This is a genomic window from Chromohalobacter moromii (assembly GCF_023091865.1).
Classification (GTDB): Bacteria; Pseudomonadota; Gammaproteobacteria; order Pseudomonadales; family Halomonadaceae; genus Chromohalobacter; species Chromohalobacter moromii.
Genome location: NZ_JAHXDI010000001.1, coordinates 253,491 through 268,465, shown reverse-complemented (window position 1 = coordinate 268,465; position 14,975 = coordinate 253,491). Strand labels below are relative to the sequence as shown.

The 14,975-nt window shown below is 59.2% G+C and carries 16 protein-coding genes and 1 pseudogene; 6 read left to right on the top strand and 11 right to left on the bottom strand.

What is annotated here, in order from left to right; translation table 11 throughout:
* Positions 1-269: 269 nt before the first annotated feature.
* From KZO83_RS01210 to KZO83_RS01200, 3 genes are all read left to right on the top strand, one after another.
* The gene (locus KZO83_RS01210) at positions 270-1,712 is read left to right on the top strand and encodes a CoA transferase (protein ID WP_247619470.1); all 1,443 of its coding nucleotides are present in this window, start codon (positions 270-272) and stop codon (positions 1,710-1,712) included.
* A 216-nt stretch (positions 1,713-1,928) separates the two neighbouring features.
* Positions 1,929-3,440 carry a DUF2252 domain-containing protein gene (locus KZO83_RS01205; RefSeq protein ID WP_247619469.1) on the top strand — a complete coding sequence of 504 codons (1,512 nt, stop codon included), beginning with the start codon at positions 1,929-1,931 and terminating at the stop codon, positions 3,438-3,440.
* 53 nt (positions 3,441-3,493) lie between these two features.
* Positions 3,494-3,883, top strand: a complete 390-nt coding sequence (locus tag KZO83_RS01200) for a GFA family protein (RefSeq protein WP_247619468.1) — start codon at positions 3,494-3,496, stop codon at positions 3,881-3,883.
* 273 nt (positions 3,884-4,156) lie between these two features.
* Here KZO83_RS01200 and KZO83_RS01195 read toward each other — a convergent pair whose 3' ends face one another.
* On the bottom strand, positions 4,157-4,609 hold the full coding sequence (locus KZO83_RS01195) for a DUF2846 domain-containing protein (protein ID WP_247619467.1): 453 nt from the start codon (positions 4,607-4,609) through the stop codon (positions 4,157-4,159).
* Between the two features lie 261 nt (positions 4,610-4,870).
* Here KZO83_RS01195 and KZO83_RS01190 point away from each other — a divergent pair, with 261 nt between their 5' ends.
* Complete coding sequence (locus KZO83_RS01190; RefSeq protein ID WP_247619466.1) at positions 4,871-5,035, top strand: hypothetical protein; 165 nt, start codon at positions 4,871-4,873, stop codon at positions 5,033-5,035.
* A gap of 161 nt (positions 5,036-5,196) precedes the next feature.
* Here the strand turns inward: KZO83_RS01190 and rhuM are convergent, their stop codons facing one another.
* Positions 5,197-5,304 (bottom strand): RhuM family protein, encoded by a 108-nt coding sequence (gene rhuM / locus KZO83_RS01185; RefSeq protein WP_247620159.1) that lies wholly within the window; start codon positions 5,302-5,304, stop codon positions 5,197-5,199.
* Positions 5,305-5,701: 397 nt separating this feature from the next.
* Between rhuM and KZO83_RS01180 the strand changes: the two genes are divergently transcribed.
* Positions 5,702-6,238: a hypothetical protein gene (locus KZO83_RS01180; RefSeq protein WP_247619465.1), complete on the top strand. Its 537-nt coding sequence runs from the start codon at positions 5,702-5,704 to the stop codon at positions 6,236-6,238.
* A gap of 211 nt (positions 6,239-6,449) precedes the next feature.
* On the opposite strand, the gene KZO83_RS01175 is transcribed toward KZO83_RS01180, so the two are convergent.
* The 9 genes and pseudogenes from KZO83_RS01175 to KZO83_RS01140 form a co-directional block, all read right to left on the bottom strand.
* Positions 6,450-6,707: a virulence RhuM family protein gene (locus KZO83_RS01175; RefSeq protein ID WP_247619464.1), complete on the bottom strand. Its 258-nt coding sequence runs from the start codon at positions 6,705-6,707 to the stop codon at positions 6,450-6,452.
* Between the two features lie 82 nt (positions 6,708-6,789).
* Entirely contained in the window at positions 6,790-7,266 is a 477-nt protein-coding gene (locus KZO83_RS01170; protein ID WP_075369545.1) for a LabA-like NYN domain-containing protein, read from the bottom strand.
* 183 nt (positions 7,267-7,449) lie between these two features.
* Entirely contained in the window at positions 7,450-7,896 is a 447-nt protein-coding gene (gene rpiB, locus KZO83_RS01165; protein ID WP_247619463.1) for a ribose 5-phosphate isomerase B, read from the bottom strand.
* A 21-nt stretch (positions 7,897-7,917) separates the two neighbouring features.
* Positions 7,918-8,979, bottom strand: a complete 1,062-nt coding sequence (locus KZO83_RS01160) for a TRAP transporter large permease (protein WP_247619462.1) — start codon at positions 8,977-8,979, stop codon at positions 7,918-7,920.
* Between the two features lie 88 nt (positions 8,980-9,067).
* A pseudogene (locus KZO83_RS16385) lies at positions 9,068-9,193 on the bottom strand (hypothetical protein); the annotation flags it as partial.
* A gap of 9 nt (positions 9,194-9,202) precedes the next feature.
* Positions 9,203-9,670, bottom strand: a complete 468-nt coding sequence (locus tag KZO83_RS01155) for a TRAP transporter small permease (protein WP_247619461.1) — start codon at positions 9,668-9,670, stop codon at positions 9,203-9,205.
* Between the two features lie 65 nt (positions 9,671-9,735).
* Positions 9,736-10,722 (bottom strand): TRAP transporter substrate-binding protein, encoded by a 987-nt coding sequence (locus tag KZO83_RS01150; RefSeq protein ID WP_247619460.1) that lies wholly within the window; start codon positions 10,720-10,722, stop codon positions 9,736-9,738.
* A gap of 7 nt (positions 10,723-10,729) precedes the next feature.
* The gene (locus KZO83_RS01145) at positions 10,730-11,500 is read right to left on the bottom strand and encodes a FadR/GntR family transcriptional regulator (RefSeq protein WP_247619459.1); all 771 of its coding nucleotides are present in this window, start codon (positions 11,498-11,500) and stop codon (positions 10,730-10,732) included.
* Between the two features lie 346 nt (positions 11,501-11,846).
* On the bottom strand, positions 11,847-12,794 hold the full coding sequence (locus tag KZO83_RS01140; protein WP_247619458.1) for a DUF808 domain-containing protein: 948 nt from the start codon (positions 12,792-12,794) through the stop codon (positions 11,847-11,849).
* A 284-nt stretch (positions 12,795-13,078) separates the two neighbouring features.
* On the opposite strand from KZO83_RS01140, the gene KZO83_RS01135 reads away from it, so the two are divergent.
* Entirely contained in the window at positions 13,079-14,959 is a 1,881-nt protein-coding gene (locus tag KZO83_RS01135; protein ID WP_247619457.1) for a monovalent cation:proton antiporter-2 (CPA2) family protein, read from the top strand.
* The last annotated feature ends 16 nt before the right edge of the window (positions 14,960-14,975 follow it).

Below are 14,975 nucleotides of genomic sequence, written 5' to 3'. Positions count from 1 at the left end.
AATAAGGGTTCTAGTCGACGGAGGCACCAGCCTAACCCCCACCAGCCTCATCGTTCTCATATTGAGAACAATACTTGACTATCGTTCTGTTTTCAAGAAAATATGGGCGTCCGATCTCTCGACGGACACGACCCACTACCCAGAGTGATGTGCTGCGAATACAGCGTGGTCCGGGAGTCCTGCGGCAGCCTTCATCGTGGTTTTGACCTACCTCGGTTACCACAGCCCAGAAGCACATCCTGCCCCCCCCACATTTAGGAGCTATAGAAATGAGTCAAAACAAGGGAAAAATCAGCGCATTCGATGAGCTGATGGGCATTCGGGCTGGTCAGCAGCTTGCGCCCAATGAGGTGAGCTTTACAGGAGACGATCCGCTGTTTGTATCTCCTTTTCGTATCGGGCGAACGTTGGCCCACTCACTGGCGGCACGCAGTGTGGCGGCAAACGATTTATGGCAACTGAAGACCGGGCGCAGGCAGTCCATCAGTATTGATGTCAAGGCAGCAGCAGCGACCGCGTTGGGTGGCGAAGACATGACACTGGTCCGCGATCATTACGGGCAATACCGTCCCGCGCCCATTTCGGAAGATGTCGAGCATATGGTGGCGCTCACCCAACCGTGGCTGACAGCGGATGATCATTGGTTCGTCCCCCATTTCAACTTGCCGCATCTCGAACGCCGAGTACTCGATGTTTTGCAATGCAAAAATACGCCTGATTCGGTTGCCGAGGCCGTAAGACGCTGGAAAGCCGATGAACTCGAGGAGGCTATTGCAGCAGCAGGCGCATGTGGCGGGAAGGTTCGTACGCCAGAGGAATGGCTTGCTCACCCCCACGGTGCTTATCTCGCATCACGGCCTGTCGTTGAAATCACCAAAATTGCCGATGGAGCGCCGCAACCACTGCCCGAAGGTTCCCAGCCGGCATCAGGTATCAGAGTTCTTGATCTCACCCGTATTCTTGCAGGTCCAACGGCGGGCATTGGTATGGCCGAACATGGCGCTGATGTCCTGATGGTCACTGCACCCCACTTGCCTCAAGTCGCGCCTTTTGTACGTGATACTAGCCATGGAAAACGTAGCTGCTTCCTTGATTACAACGACGCCTCGGACGCTGCTCGACTCAGGGATTTAGTTAGTGATTCGGATGTATTCATTGAGGGATATCGTCCCCACCGTCTTGAGGCGCACGGATTCGGTGTAGAGGAACTCGCAAAGCTTCGCCCTGGCTTGGTCTACGTCAGTGTGAACTGCTATGGATCGGGTGGGCCCTTTGCATCACGGGCGGGTTGGGATCAGGTAGCACAGGCCGTAACCGGCATTTGTGATCTTCAGGGGCAAGCGACGAAGGCAGGCAAGCCTATGCTGACGCCAGTCTATCTATGCGACTTCCTGACGGGTTATCTCGCTTCCTTTGGCGCCATGGTGGCACTGGCTCGACGTGCTCGGGAAGGCGGCACATATCACGTACAAGTCTCTCTGTGTCAGTCCGCCATGTTTCTTCAGCGTCAGGGGCTGCTTGAGCAGTTCGAGAATGCGCCGGGGCGACTGTCGCCTGAAGAATTTGAAGCCTACGCCGTACATGACGACCACACTTCCTATGGTGACCTGAAAAGCCTTGGGCCTGTGATTCGCATGTCCGAGACGCCACCTCGATGGGAGAGAACGACACCTTCACTCGGTAACGATACGCCAGAGTGGTTGTCGCGCTGATATAAAGTCCGTGACGGTTGTTATCTAACCAATCTAGTGCTGGGAACGTACACCGGGCAGATCTTGGTGGGGAGGTGAGGTTTGCGATGCGGCCTCAAGACGTCTCCCTAAGATAGCCGAATCAACATAGCGGACATGCACCCTCCTCCCAAGTCGTGCATGCTGATGGACAAGGAAACAACGACATCACGGTCGCCATGACAGGCAGGGGGATGCATGAGCCAGGAGCCGGAACCGACGCGCAAGACACTCTACGAGCGCGCTCAACAGCAGGAGATCGCGGGACGCTCGTCGATGAGCAAGGCGGAGCTGGCGGCGGCGCTCGAGCGGCAGTCGTTCGAGAAGACCGCAGCGCCGGTGGTGGCGACGCGTTTCGATACCTTCAAACGCCTGGCCGAGGCGGTGGCGGCCGGCGAGTTCGTGCTGCGCCCGCGCGCACTGACCGGCTTCGAGCGTCGTCGGCACGTGCGCCAGACGCTACGCGAGGATCACCAGACACGCATCGCGGAAGGTTGCGAGGAAGCCGGCGCCAAGTTCGACCAGCTCTCCGACTCGCTGTTTTCGTTCTTTCGCGGCACGGCACTGCTGTTCTACCGCGACATGGCCGGCGACGACGCCTGGATGCCCACCGTGCTCGCGCTCGGCGACGTTCACCCCGGCAACTTCGGCGTCATGCCCAACGTGGACAACGTGCCGATCTTCTCGGTCAACGATTTCGACGAAGCCTACTACGCGCCCTTCACCTGGGATATCAAGCGCGGCGCGGTCGGCTTCATGATCGCTGCCGAAACCGAGGGCGAGCTCAAGCACAAGCATCGCGTCAAGGTCGTGCGTCGCTTCGTGCAGGGCTACCTCGAGACGATGGAGCGGCTGGCGCGCGAAGGTACCGAGCAGGATGAGGAAATGCGTCACGACAACGCTCCGAAGCTCATCCGCAAGCTGTTCGAGGACGCCGATGAAGACCGCGCCGAGTGGCTCGTCGACGACTACCTGAACGAGACGCGCAGCGGCTTCCGCCCGACCAAGAAGCTGGTGCCGATCTCATCGCGCCGTGACGAATTCCAGGCGATCACCGACCGACTGGTCAAGGAAAACGAGATCGACGTGCCGGCACGCGCCAAGGGACGAAACAAGCATGGCATGCACGTGAAGGACGTGGCGATACGTCTCGGCCAGGGCACCGCCTCGCTGGGGCTCAACCGCTATTACGTGCTGATCGAAGGCCCCGAGTGCGACGGCACGGACGACTTGATCATCGAGTACAAGCAGGCCCGACGCTCCGCCCTGTCCGGCCTGGTACCGCCCTCCGCCTACGAAATGGACACCCTCGCCGAACGCATCAGCCATGCCCAGGCCGTGCACCTGATACGCGGCGATCTTTTCTACGGCCACGTCACGTTCGAGGGTCACAGCTATCTATCCCGCGAGCGCGCGCCGTTCCGCGACGACATGGATCTCGACGACCTCTCCAAGCGCGAATGGAAGGAATACGCCCACATCTGCGGCGGCGTGCTCGCCACCGTGCACGCCCTCTCGGATGAATCCGGCAAGCTCGACTACGACATCGAGCCCGCGATCCTCAACGCCATCGGCCCACCGGCACTGTTCGCCGAGGATATGGTGGAATTCGCCACCGAGGCCGCCGACCGCCTGCACCGGGACCACGAAATGTTCCGCGAGGATCACGCCCGGGGCGCGTTCGAGCACCTGGACTGGGTGCATCGGTGATTCAAGCAGGGACCGAGAGGCGATAGCGTTTCTGATTCATTAGGAAATCAATCATGAAATCATCAACTGGTGGCTGCCTGTGCGGCAAAATCCGAGTCACTGCGCATGGCGAGCCACTTAGAGTCGGCATTTGCCACTGCATGGACTGCCGCAAGCATCATGGAGCGCTCTTTTATACCGCCGCCGATTACCTCACGGAAGCGGTGACCATCGAAGGCGAGCCGCACGAGTACCAGGGGCGCCACTTTTGCTCCAACTGCGGCTCATCGGTCTTCTCGATTAGCGATGGCGAGATCGAAGTCCATCTGGGGACGTTCGATGTCCCCGATCAGTTCATGCCGACCTATGAGCTATGGACCCTTCGGCGTGAACACTGGTTGCCGCCGTTTCCACTCGCGGAGCGTCACGAACGAGATCGCACGCCGCCCGAGACTGACACTTAACCGAGCACGATGACGACCTGACCACGACGGTCTTGAGCCATCACGAGCGCCTGTGCCGTGGCGCGATGCGTGTTCTCGACCTCGCGGCATGGAACATGCAGCCTATTCCACGTAGTAAGTCACGTCTGGGATACGACCGTGGCCTTGCAACCGAGATTCGAGTCGGCGGGTCATTTCGATCGACATGATGGACTGTACTGCACTGGAAGAGCGATGTCATGTAACTTCGGGCTTTTAGGCGACCTGCCGGATGGCACCCGACAGGTCGTAGGTCTACTGCGACGCGGCTAAGTGGCAGCACTTACGCACTGCGTCCATGCCCTCCGTTTTTTCGACCATATTCAGTCCTGCCCCACCGACGAATATGCCCATCTTGATGTATTGCTCGACGAAATAATTCTCACCGGCATCAGCCATGAAATCGATCGCGTTGTCACTGAACTCGGACTCCGTGGACAGACTGTGCTCGCCCGGCTCGACCACTTCATAGAAATAGACGCCATTGGCCGTTTCACCTAGAAGCTGACCGTCCAGGGAGACCGATTTTTTCAGCGCTTTACCCATGAAGCTGTCACGATAGACATACAGTCCCGCCATGCCCTGAGGCGGTGTAGGGAACTGCTTCAGCGCTTGATCTTCATCGCTGGACCCCATTGGTACCGAAGCGCATCCCGAGACGACCAGCGTTGCCAATAGCAGAAGCCCTGCAATCACATTTCTGCACATCAAGATTTCCTTTCATTTTCATCATTGCTTTTGAATTGTTGCGGCTCCCCGCCATGCCAGTATCGGCTGGGAAAGCTTTTTATTTAGAAAATAATTATTACTTAATATCTAAATTTCCGGATACAGACCGATAGGCTGCTACAACGCTATGTATATCTGCATGACAACCAAGGTATGGCGGGGCATCGCGTACCACGTGGGCCGGTTCATCGGGGGCATGCTCATGGCGGCAAGCAGGCGAGATAACGTTGCGCGGCCTCGATGAAGAGCATTTCGGCGAGTCTGGCGAGCAGCGCCCGCGTGCTGCCCCGCTGGTCGCCCGACATGCCGGGCCGTTCCATCGCCCAGGGGATGTATGCCTTCGGGCTGGAAGAAACCGGCGACTACACTCGCGCCGAAGAGACCGGTCGCCAAGCGCTGGACTAGCAACCGCTCGACTGCTGGGCGCATCACGCCGACGGCACACTCTATCCCTTCAACGACTGGCACGCGGTCATGGCCTACCTGGGCGCCGGGCGTGATGATCGGGTGGAGGAACTGCGTTTCGCCATCGCCGCTTCCAACTCCTGAGCATTGGCCTCGAAGCGCTATTGATGCAGCGTCCAGCCCTGGATGAGGTGCTCCCGAAGGACGCGCGTTGCCCACTGGCGGAAGCGGACCGCCCGCCGAGAATTGACGCGGTAACCTACGGAAATGATGGCATCGAGACTGTAGAGTGAAATCGCCTCCGCACCTGACGTTGGCTCTCTTGGCGAACTACCGAGAATTCATTAGTAGTAGCGTTGCTTACAGTGCTTCATCGGTGTAGCCGTTTTTGAAGTGAGGGTTGATATTGTCTAGCCCCCGCACTCTACGTCCCGTCCGTTTCACGCTATTTCACGAATAGACAAAATTATTATTTGCAAAAGGGCGGCGCCTTCTACACTGGGTAGTGACCGTAAGGATTTTTGGTAGAAGTCGACAAAGAGAAATCGATAGAAAAACGGTGGCCGTTGTCGGCAGCATGATTCGGATAACAAGGAGTTTGAACACTCAACCCCACCCGACGACAACAGACTCTATTAAATGCTGGTGTTAACAAGGGGTATTATTATGAATGTTTTTGTAAATGCTTCTCTCCCCGTGGTGGTTGGGGCTTCTCTTCTGTTTGCCTCCTCTGCCATGGCCCAAGAGATGGGCCCGCGGACGGGTGACAGGGAATTTTCCCTCTCCGGCACCGGTAGCAGCAGCAAAGACTTCGACAATGGCAGCTTTGGCATTTCCGGCGACTACGGCTGGTACCTGTCGAGTCACACGCTGGTGGGTCTTCGTCAGAGCGTCAACTTTGCTGACGTAGAAGGCGATGACAACGTCTGGAATGGCAGTACTCGGGGCTTTTCCGATTACCACTTCGGCCAAGGCGCGGCCCGACCGTTTGTGGGTGCCTCACTCGGTGGTATTTATGGTGACGCCGTGAAGGATACCGGTATCGCCGGCCTGGAAACCGGCCTCAAGTACTATATGCTGCCGACGACCTTCATCCAGGCCAGAGCCGAGTACCAGTTCTTGTTCGATAGCGGCGACAGTGCCGAAGATAACTATGACGATGGCGCCTGGGCCTATACTTTCGGCATGGGGATCAACTTCTGAAGATCAGAAATCAGCAATAAAGCGGAATGAGCTGATTTTTTAACGCAGTATAACCGAGCGTATAAAATTTTCAGATAAGACCGATTTGGAGCGGACACCCCGACAAGCCTCATGATGGAGGCGATGGGGTGTTCGTGACCAAGAAGACTCGATGTCGGTTTTATGATGAATTCAAGGCGGAGACAATGAGCCTGAGTGGACCAATCGGCGATCACCCCGCGCAACGGCGCTCGACCTTTCTGCCACCTTCAATCTGAACTTGTAAGAAATCCTTACAAGTTCCCTCTTCCACCAACTCTTCCTCTGCGTAGATATTTTTCAAGTGGATCGTGATGTTCTGCGGCTTGACGCCGAACACCTCGCCCATCTGCCGCTGCGTCAGCCATACTGTTTCGCGTCCTTCGTCCAGACGCACATCGACCGCCTTGTCGGCATCCTCGTAGATCAGGATCTGTAGTTGTTCGCTCATGTCGGGCTTGTTCGAGTGAGTCCAAGATTAACCGACGATAGCACGTCCTCTCCGACGAATCCGGCAACTCAGCATCAGCGCCTCACCCCAACAGCAGCTCGCCCTCGATGGGAATGAACTGGCTTGCGGCGTTGATAAGGGAATTGGCGGTGAGTTTGGGCACGCCGTAGACCTCGACGCGCTTGCCATGCACCTCGCGGATCTTCTCCGCCAGCAGATCGAAGTCGCCATCGCCGGAGACCAGCACCACCACATCCGCCTGTGCCGCGTACTCGATGGCATCCAGCGTGATGCCCACGTCCCAATCGCCCTTGGCGGAGCCATCCGCGCGCTGGATGAACGGCTTGAGCCTGACCTCGAAGCCGATCGAGCGGAGAATATTCTGGAACTCGCGCTGCTTCGCGTCGCCCTTGTCGGTGGCATAGCAGCGCGCGGCCAGCACCTCACGATTCGCCGTCGCCCTCGCCCAGAACCGGCGGTAATCGAAGTGCTTGCCGTAGGCTTCGCGCACGGTGTAGTAGACGTTCTGGGTATCCACGAAGATGGCGACGCGTGTCATGGCAAGGAAATCCCCGGCAGGCAGTGAGGCGCCAGCCCCGGAAGGCGAGCGTTGGCTTGACTGCATGATACGTGATAACCGATGCGTTCGGCTTCAGGGGAGGGGCTGGAGGGTTGGTTGGATTTCATGGCCGCCAGCGTCTGACCGGCGCTCGGCGGCCTGGATATCCTATCGATTGCGGTTCTAGCCTTCGTTTTCCATGGCATTCAGCTTTTCCACGCGCCGGCGGAATTCTTCGCTGGTGGAAAACTCGGCTTCGAGATAGGCCTTGATAAGGTCGTTGGCCAGCCAGGGGCCGACGATCTGTGCACCGATGCACATCACGTTGACGTCATCGTGCTCGACGCACTGGTGCGCCGAGTGGATGTCATGGCACACCGCAGCGCGAATGCCGCGAATCTTGTTGGCGGCAATGGAGGCGCCCACGCCGGTACCGCAGACCATCAAGCCCCGGGCCGCCGCGCCACTCGTCACCTTGCCAGCCATCTGCTTCGCAATATCGGGGAAATCCACCGGGGTGTCATCGTGTGACCCCACGTCGACCACCTCATGGCCGAGCGATTCCACGTATTCCACCACCGAGGCCTTGAGCCTGTAGCCCGCATGATCCGAGCCTATGACGATCTTCATATATCCACTCCAGGTTTTTGTTTAGCGAAGCATGCCGGGCAACCAGAGCACCAGGTCCGAGGCAAACGTGATAATGGCCAGCGTCGTCAGCAACGGCACATAGAAGGGAATCAGCGCCCACAGCAGCTGGCGCAGCGATATTCTGGCAATCGACGAAATCAGGTACAACGACAGTCCCATGGGCGGCGTCAGCAGGCCGATCATCAGATTGAAGATCGCCACGATGCCCAGGTGCACGGGGTCGACACCGGCCAGCACCATGGGCGGTGCAATCACCGGCACCACCAGCAGCGTGGCAGTGGTGGAGTCAAGGAACATGCCCACCGCAAAGAAGATCAGGTTGGCGATCAGCAACAGTACCAGCGGGTCCTTCGAGACCTGCAGAATCCAGCCGGCGAATTCCTGAGGAATCTGCTCGACGGCCAGAATCCACCCAAACAACGAGGCGGCGGCGACGATGATCAAGATGGCACTGGTACTGCGAAGCGTGACCATCATGGCATTCCACAAGTGCGCCCAGGTCAGTTCCCGGTACACCATCCCGCTGACCAACAGCACATAACCGGCCGTGACCGCCGCCGCTTCGGTCGGGGTGAACAGACCGCTCATCATCCCCGCGATCATCAGGACCGGCGCCAGCAACGCCGGTAGCGCCGGCAGCAGTGCCGACAAGACCTCCCCCAGGGTGGGCCGGCGTGCCGCACGGGGCATGTTGCCGCGCAGCGCCAGCACGGCTGCCGTCGCCATCAGCAACGCGATGCAGATCAGAGCGGGAACGATGCCTGCGATCAACAACTGCACGATGGAAACGCTGGTCACCGAGCCATAGACGATCAGGGGAATGCTCGGCGGAAAGATCGGCCCCACGACCGCCGACGAGGCCGTGACGGCAGCGGAGAAAGGCGCCGCGAAGCCACGCTTGCGCATGGCTTCGATTTCGATCTTGCCCAGCCCGCCGACGTCGGCCAACGCCGCGCCGGACATCCCCGAAAAGATCAGGCTGGAAAAGATATTGACCTGTGCCAGCCCGCCCGGCACCCGGCCCACCAGCGTATCGGCGAAACGAAAGATTCGTTCGGTCACGCCCGCCAGATTCATGATGTTGCCCACGCAATATGAAGATCGGCACGGCCACCAGGGGAAAACTGTCGAGTGCATAGGTGATGCGCTGAGCCAGCAGACCGCTAGGAAAGCCCTCGATCAGCACATAGCCAATGGAGGGAATCAGAATGGAATAAACGACCGGGAACCCCAGAATGAACAGGGCCAGGAAGCCGATGATCAAGGCAATGCCCATGATTACCCCTTATTGGTTGGGTCCGACGTCAGCGGCGGGTGGCTTGTTGCCATGGACGATATGCAACAGGCATGCGGCACTGAACCCGAGCAATGTCGATCCCAAAAACAGCCAGAACGGAATCTTGAGGGTCGGCGTGGTATTGCCGAGGTTCGCTTGCATAGTGATGACCGTGGCATAGGCGATAAAGGCGCTGGCCGCGATCGTGCACAATAGAATCACCACCTTCACGGGCCCGCGCAGCCATGTCGGCAACGACTCTCGAAGCTCGGCCATGACGATGTTCTCGCCGTTGTCGACCACCAACGGATAAGCCATGAAGACCAGACAGACCAGCAAGAAGCGGGTGAACTCCTCCGCCCCGACCATCGGGCTGGTGAAGACTTGCCGCAGGATGACTTGCGCCAGCGGGACCAGCACGATCCCCGCCAGCAACAAGGCGCACAACCCTTCAAGCAGCCTCCTGACTAGATGCATGCCGACACTCCTTTACTGACGAACCATTCGCCAAGGAGCCCCATTCCGGGGCTCCTGGCGCTAACTCACTCGACCTTCGAGATCATGTCGATGTAGGGTTTGAAGTTCGGAAAGTCCTGGTCGACCTGGGCCCGCACCTGATCGCGGAAGGCTTCCACGTCCAGCCCGTCTTCCTCGTCCAGCACCGTCATGCCCTTGTCCGTCAATGTCTGCACCAGCTCGTCTTCCGAGCTTTCTGCCCACTGCAGCGACTGTTCTGCCTTCTCGTCGAGCACCTTCTTGATGGCGCTGCGATCCGACTCATCCAGCGACTGCCATGCCTGCTCGTTCACGAATACCGCCAGCACGGAATCCATGTGGCCGGTGAGCGAGACATGCGACTGGACTTCGTACAGCTGGTTGGCGTTGATCATGGTCAGGGGGTTTTCCTGGCCGACCACCAGCCCGGTCATCAGTGCCGTGGGAAGCTCCGAGACCGCGACGGGTGTCGGCGTGGCGCCAAAGCCCTTGACCATGGAAACCCAGAGATCCAGCGGCACGGCCCGGAAAGGCTTGTTGTCGAGATCTTCCGGCGACTTGACCGCGAAGTTGGAAGAGATATGACGCTTGCCCCGGTAGATCCTACCGATGATGCGAACACCACCCTCTTCGATCAGCTGCTGATTGATCTTCTGCACTGCCGGCGACTCCGGTGCTGTCGCGTTCAGGGCATGTTCGGCATCGCGATAGACGTAGGGGGCATTGAAAACAGCCGCCTCCGGCACGATCCGAGCCAGCGAGGCAAAGTCATGATGGCCCATGCCGATGGACCCCATGCGCACCCCATCCACCATTTCGGCCACGCCACCTAGCTGGCTGGCGGGAAAGACCTGAACCGAGATGTTGCCGTCGGTCGCTTCGTTGATCTCTTTGGCGGCTTCGGCCGCGTAACGGGTTTGAAGGTCGCCTTCCGCCCCCACGTGGGCGTAGCGCAGGGTTTCAGCAGATGCCGTGGTGCTCAGGCCCAGCGCCAATGCCGCCGTGGCCACTCCCATGCCGATTCTCGTGAACATGCGTGCCTCACTTATATTTGTCGGTTGAGTACGTGCTGGCGCTGCCCTTGGTATGGGCAGCAATGATGCTTCGCCGGCGCAGCTCGTCGCCTATCGCGAAGTGTTCGCGGAGCCTCTGGTGGGCCAGGTCGCCATCGCCCTCGACGATTGCCAAGAACACCTGGCGGTGGGAATCGATATGGCTCTCGATGATCTCGGGTGCGTTCGCGGTCGTTCTTCGCCGCTCGACGTGACTTTTCAGCAGCATGTTGGAGATGGCGTGGTAGAGGGTGATCAGAGTCTGGCTGTGACTCGCCTCCACGATGGCGATGTGGAACTCATAATCCGAGCGACCGCCCAGCTCCGGATCGTCCACAGTCTCCGTCAACTGCGTGAAGCACGTCTCGATGCGGGAGATGTCGGCATCCGTAGCTCTCTCACAGGCGAGGCGGATGGCCTGACACTCGATGGCGATACGGGCCTGCATGACGTCATCGAGCGCGCTCTGCTCCTGGGCCAGATAAAAGGTGAAGAAATCCGACAGCATCCCGAAGTTGGCGCGGGCGATGAAAGCCCCCTTGCCATGGCGAATGTCGAGTACGCCCAGCATGTTGAGCGACCGCATGACCTCGCGCAGCAACGGCCGCCCCACTCCCAGAGTCAGCGACAGTTCACGTTCGCTAGGCAGGCGATCCCCGGGGCTCAGCGCCCCCGAAAGGACCTGATCGCGGAAATAGCCGAATACCTTCTCGGCTCCGCGCAGTTCCTCACCCTTCCCTCGGGCCGTCTCCTCAGCCATGCATCCTCCTCTGGTCTTACCTCTTGGCACCACTGACACGCCTACGTTGCTCAAACTGAAGCATCAGCGAAGCTTCAAAACTCGATATTGGCAGGGAAGCGCCATCAATCCCTCTTGCAAGAAAGCCTATGGCGGTTCTGCGTGGTCAACAATTAAACTTTCGTATCCGACAACTGGTCTTACCACTTAAAGCACACGCTACCCCCTTCGGTGGCTGACACGCCGCCATGGCCTATCCCGGCCCAAGGCGCCACCGCCCGTACGACGCAGCACGCAGCTCGGCCCAACAAAAAGCCCGCCGAGTGGCGGGCTCTGTGAGGCCTGATACGTCCTTCTCGGCGCGTACCTATTCGGCCTGCGCCTTCCTAGAGGGGATGAAGTGCAGCACGCCGACGACGACCGAGCCCACCAGAAAGCCGATCAACGCAGAGCACAGCGTATTGAAGCTCCAGCCCAGCATGCCGCCCAGGCCACCGGTTGCCTCGGCGATGCCCTGCTCGACATGGTGGACCCACGCATAGGGCGCGTTGAACCAGCCCGTGCCATCGGCCCCCAGGTTGACCAGCAGGATATGCCCGCCCACCCAGAGCATGGCGACGGTCCCCACCACCGAGATGGTTGTCAGCACCTTGGGCATGGCAGTCACCAGGCTACGGCCCAGCGTCTGAATGCCCGAGCTATCGCGCTGGGCGAGTTTCAGGCCGAGATCGTCCATCCTGATCAACAGCGCCACCACGCCATACACCAGAATGGTGATGAACAACGCGACCACCACCAGGCTCGCCAGCTGTGACCAGAATCCCTGGTGAGAGACGGCGGAAAGCGCGATCACCATGATCTCAGCGGACAGGATCAGGTCGGTCCGCACGGCACTGCTGACGATCTTTTTCTCGGCTTCCGGCCCCTTTTCGACCGACGGCTTGTCGTCATCCTGCTCACCGGAGAGCTTGTGCCAGACCTTCTCCGCGCCCTCGAAAGCCAGATAGGTACCACCGACCATCAGAATGATCGGCAATAGCCCGGGCAAGAAGTGATTCAGCAGCAAGGCCACCGGCAGGATAAAAATCAGCTTGTTGCGGATCGATCCCACCGCGATCTTCTTCACGATCGAGAGTTCACGTTCCGCCGTCACCCCCTGCAAGTATTGCGGGGTCACCGCCGTATCATCGACCACCACCCCGGCCGCCTTCGCTGTCGCACGCCCAGCGGCGGCACTCACATCATCCAGTGATGCTGCGGACAACTTCGCCAATGCGGCGATGTCATCCAGTAATCCTATCAAGCCGCCGATCATGGAGGCCTCCTGCATCAATAAAAGGTAAAGATAGTAAAGCACATGGCTGCCATCCCCCGTGAATCATACGAGGGACGTGTCCGAGCAACGGAGCTGGGTGAGGATTTTCCCGGAATCAGCGTGGCAGCGGCCTTTACGTAGCGAAGCGGAGAAAAGGCCTCCCGGGGAAGGATGAAGGCCCGAAAATCGGGTCTATCCCCGTTTTCGAAACCGGAAGCAAAATGCAGCCATTCATCTAGGGTTAGAAGAACCGATATCTGATTCCCGGTCCACGGACATGACTGATGACTGACTACTTTGTTCAGGCGTTTATATACTTGGTGGCCGCGGTAATCGCGGTGCCACTGGCCAGGCGGTTCGGGCTGGGGTCGGTACTCGGTTACCTGGTAGCCGGTGTCGTCATAGGGCCGATGACCGGCCTGGTGGGCCAGGAGACGGTCACCCTTCAGCATTTTGCCGAGTTCGGCGTGGTGATGATGCTGTTCTTGGTGGGGATGGAGCTTGACCCCAAATCCCTCTGGGCCATGCGAAACCGGCTGCTCGGCCTCGGCGGCCTACAGGTCACACTGACCGCAGCCATCGCCACCGGTTTTGCCTGGTCGCTGGGGATGGCCTGGCAAACCGCCGTGGCGGTAGGGTTTCTCTTCTCCCTCTCCTCAACCGCGATTGTCCTGCAGACGCTGACCGAAAAGGGCCTGGTCAAAACCGAAGGTGGCCAGAGTGCCTTCTCAGTGCTGCTCTTCCAGGACATTGCGGTGATTCCCATGCTGGCCGTCATCCCGCTGCTGGCCGTGTCCGGAATCTCTGCCATCGGTGCAGAGCGCGGACACAGCAGCCTCAGCCTGGTTGAGAACCTGCCGGGCTGGGCGCATGGGCTGGCCGTTGTCGGTGCGATCGTGCTGGTGATTGTCTGCGGCCATTACCTGAGCCGGCCGCTGTTCCGCTACGTGGTGCAGTCCGGCATGCGGGAAGTATTCACCGCCACATCCCTGATGCTGATTATCGGCATCGCGGCGCTGATGAGCCTGGTCAACCTGTCGCCGGCGCTTGGCGCATTCCTGGCCGGTGTCGTGCTGGCCAATAGCGAATTCCGGCACGAGCTGGAAGCCAATATCGAGCCGTTCAAAGGGCTGCTGCTGGGGCTGTTCTTCATTACCGTGGGCGCGGGGATCAATTTCGGCGTTCTGGCGGAGTCTTGGCATACCGTCCTGCTTCTCGCCTTGGCGGTGATCATTGGCAAGGCGCTGATTCTGGTTGGCCTGGCGTTCGCTTTTGGTATCCGCAGCAGTGAAGGCTGGCTATTCAGCCTCGGGCTCGCCCAGGCTGGTGAATTCGGGTTTGTGCTGCTGACCTACAGCACCCAGAACCGTGTGATCCCGGCAGACACCGCGCAGATGCTGTCATTGGTGGTGGCTCTGTCCATGTTCCTGACGCCGCTGTTGTTCATTGTCTATGATCGGGTGGTGCTGCCACGCTACCAGAAGGCCTCCAATGAAGAAGTGGAGCCGGATGAGATAGAAGAGCAGGCGCCGGTGATCGTGGCAGGAGTCGGCCGCTTCGGGCAGATCGTCTGTCGGTTGCTTCGCGCCAACAACATTCCCAGCGTTGCCCTGGACCACGCCCTGGAGCAGATCGAAAACCTGCGCCGGATCCAACTGACAAGTTACTTTGGCGACGCCACCCGCATCCAGCTACTGGAAACCGCCGGCATTGCCGAGGCACGCCTGCTCGTCGTCGCCATTGACGACAGGGACCGGGCCGTACGTTTGGTGCGTCACGTCAAACAGCTTTACCCAGCGGTCTGGGTGCTGGCCCGCGCTTTCGACCGCGGCCATGGTTACGAGTTGCGTGAGGCCGGCGCCGACGATGTGGTGAGCGAAACCTATTACTCCGCTCTGGAACTCGGCGGCGATGCCCTCACCGCCATGGGCGTCCACCCAGAACGCGCCCGCCGGATGACCCAATCCTTTGTCGCCAGTGAAAAAGCCCACGAAGATCAACTGTTCAACGCCTGGCGCAACATCGAGGAAGGCATTCACTTCAGCCCGCGCTACGGGGAGCTGTTCATGAAGCTGGACGAGTCGCTAGGGCACGCCATGCGGGAAGACGCCCGGCGAATCGAGGACGAAGCACCGGCGTGGACACCACCAAGGAACAACGGCTGATCACAAAAACAGAATT

Excerpts from the sequence above, each read along its gene's own strand:
- KZO83_RS01210 (WP_247619470.1), top strand. The coding sequence starts at position 270 with ATGAGTCAAAACAAGGGAAAAATCAGCGCATTCGATGAGCTGATGGGC.
- KZO83_RS01205 (WP_247619469.1), top strand. The coding sequence starts at position 1,929 with ATGAGCCAGGAGCCGGAACCGACGCGCAAGACACTCTACGAGCGCGCT.
- KZO83_RS01200 (WP_247619468.1), top strand. The coding sequence starts at position 3,494 with ATGAAATCATCAACTGGTGGCTGCCTGTGCGGCAAAATCCGAGTCACT.
- KZO83_RS01195 (WP_247619467.1), bottom strand. The coding sequence starts at position 4,609 with ATGTGCAGAAATGTGATTGCAGGGCTTCTGCTATTGGCAACGCTGGTC.
- KZO83_RS01190 (WP_247619466.1), top strand. The coding sequence starts at position 4,871 with ATGAAGAGCATTTCGGCGAGTCTGGCGAGCAGCGCCCGCGTGCTGCCC.
- KZO83_RS01180 (WP_247619465.1), top strand. The coding sequence starts at position 5,702 with ATGAATGTTTTTGTAAATGCTTCTCTCCCCGTGGTGGTTGGGGCTTCT.
- KZO83_RS01175 (WP_247619464.1), bottom strand. The coding sequence starts at position 6,707 with ATGAGCGAACAACTACAGATCCTGATCTACGAGGATGCCGACAAGGCG.
- KZO83_RS01170 (WP_075369545.1), bottom strand. The coding sequence starts at position 7,266 with ATGACACGCGTCGCCATCTTCGTGGATACCCAGAACGTCTACTACACC.
- rpiB (WP_247619463.1), bottom strand. The coding sequence starts at position 7,896 with ATGAAGATCGTCATAGGCTCGGATCATGCGGGCTACAGGCTCAAGGCC.
- KZO83_RS01155 (WP_247619461.1), bottom strand. The coding sequence starts at position 9,670 with ATGCATCTAGTCAGGAGGCTGCTTGAAGGGTTGTGCGCCTTGTTGCTG.
- KZO83_RS01150 (WP_247619460.1), bottom strand. The coding sequence starts at position 10,722 with ATGTTCACGAGAATCGGCATGGGAGTGGCCACGGCGGCATTGGCGCTG.
- KZO83_RS01145 (WP_247619459.1), bottom strand. The coding sequence starts at position 11,500 with ATGGCTGAGGAGACGGCCCGAGGGAAGGGTGAGGAACTGCGCGGAGCC.
- KZO83_RS01140 (WP_247619458.1), bottom strand. The coding sequence starts at position 12,794 with ATGATCGGCGGCTTGATAGGATTACTGGATGACATCGCCGCATTGGCG.
- KZO83_RS01135 (WP_247619457.1), top strand. The coding sequence starts at position 13,079 with ATGACTGACTACTTTGTTCAGGCGTTTATATACTTGGTGGCCGCGGTA.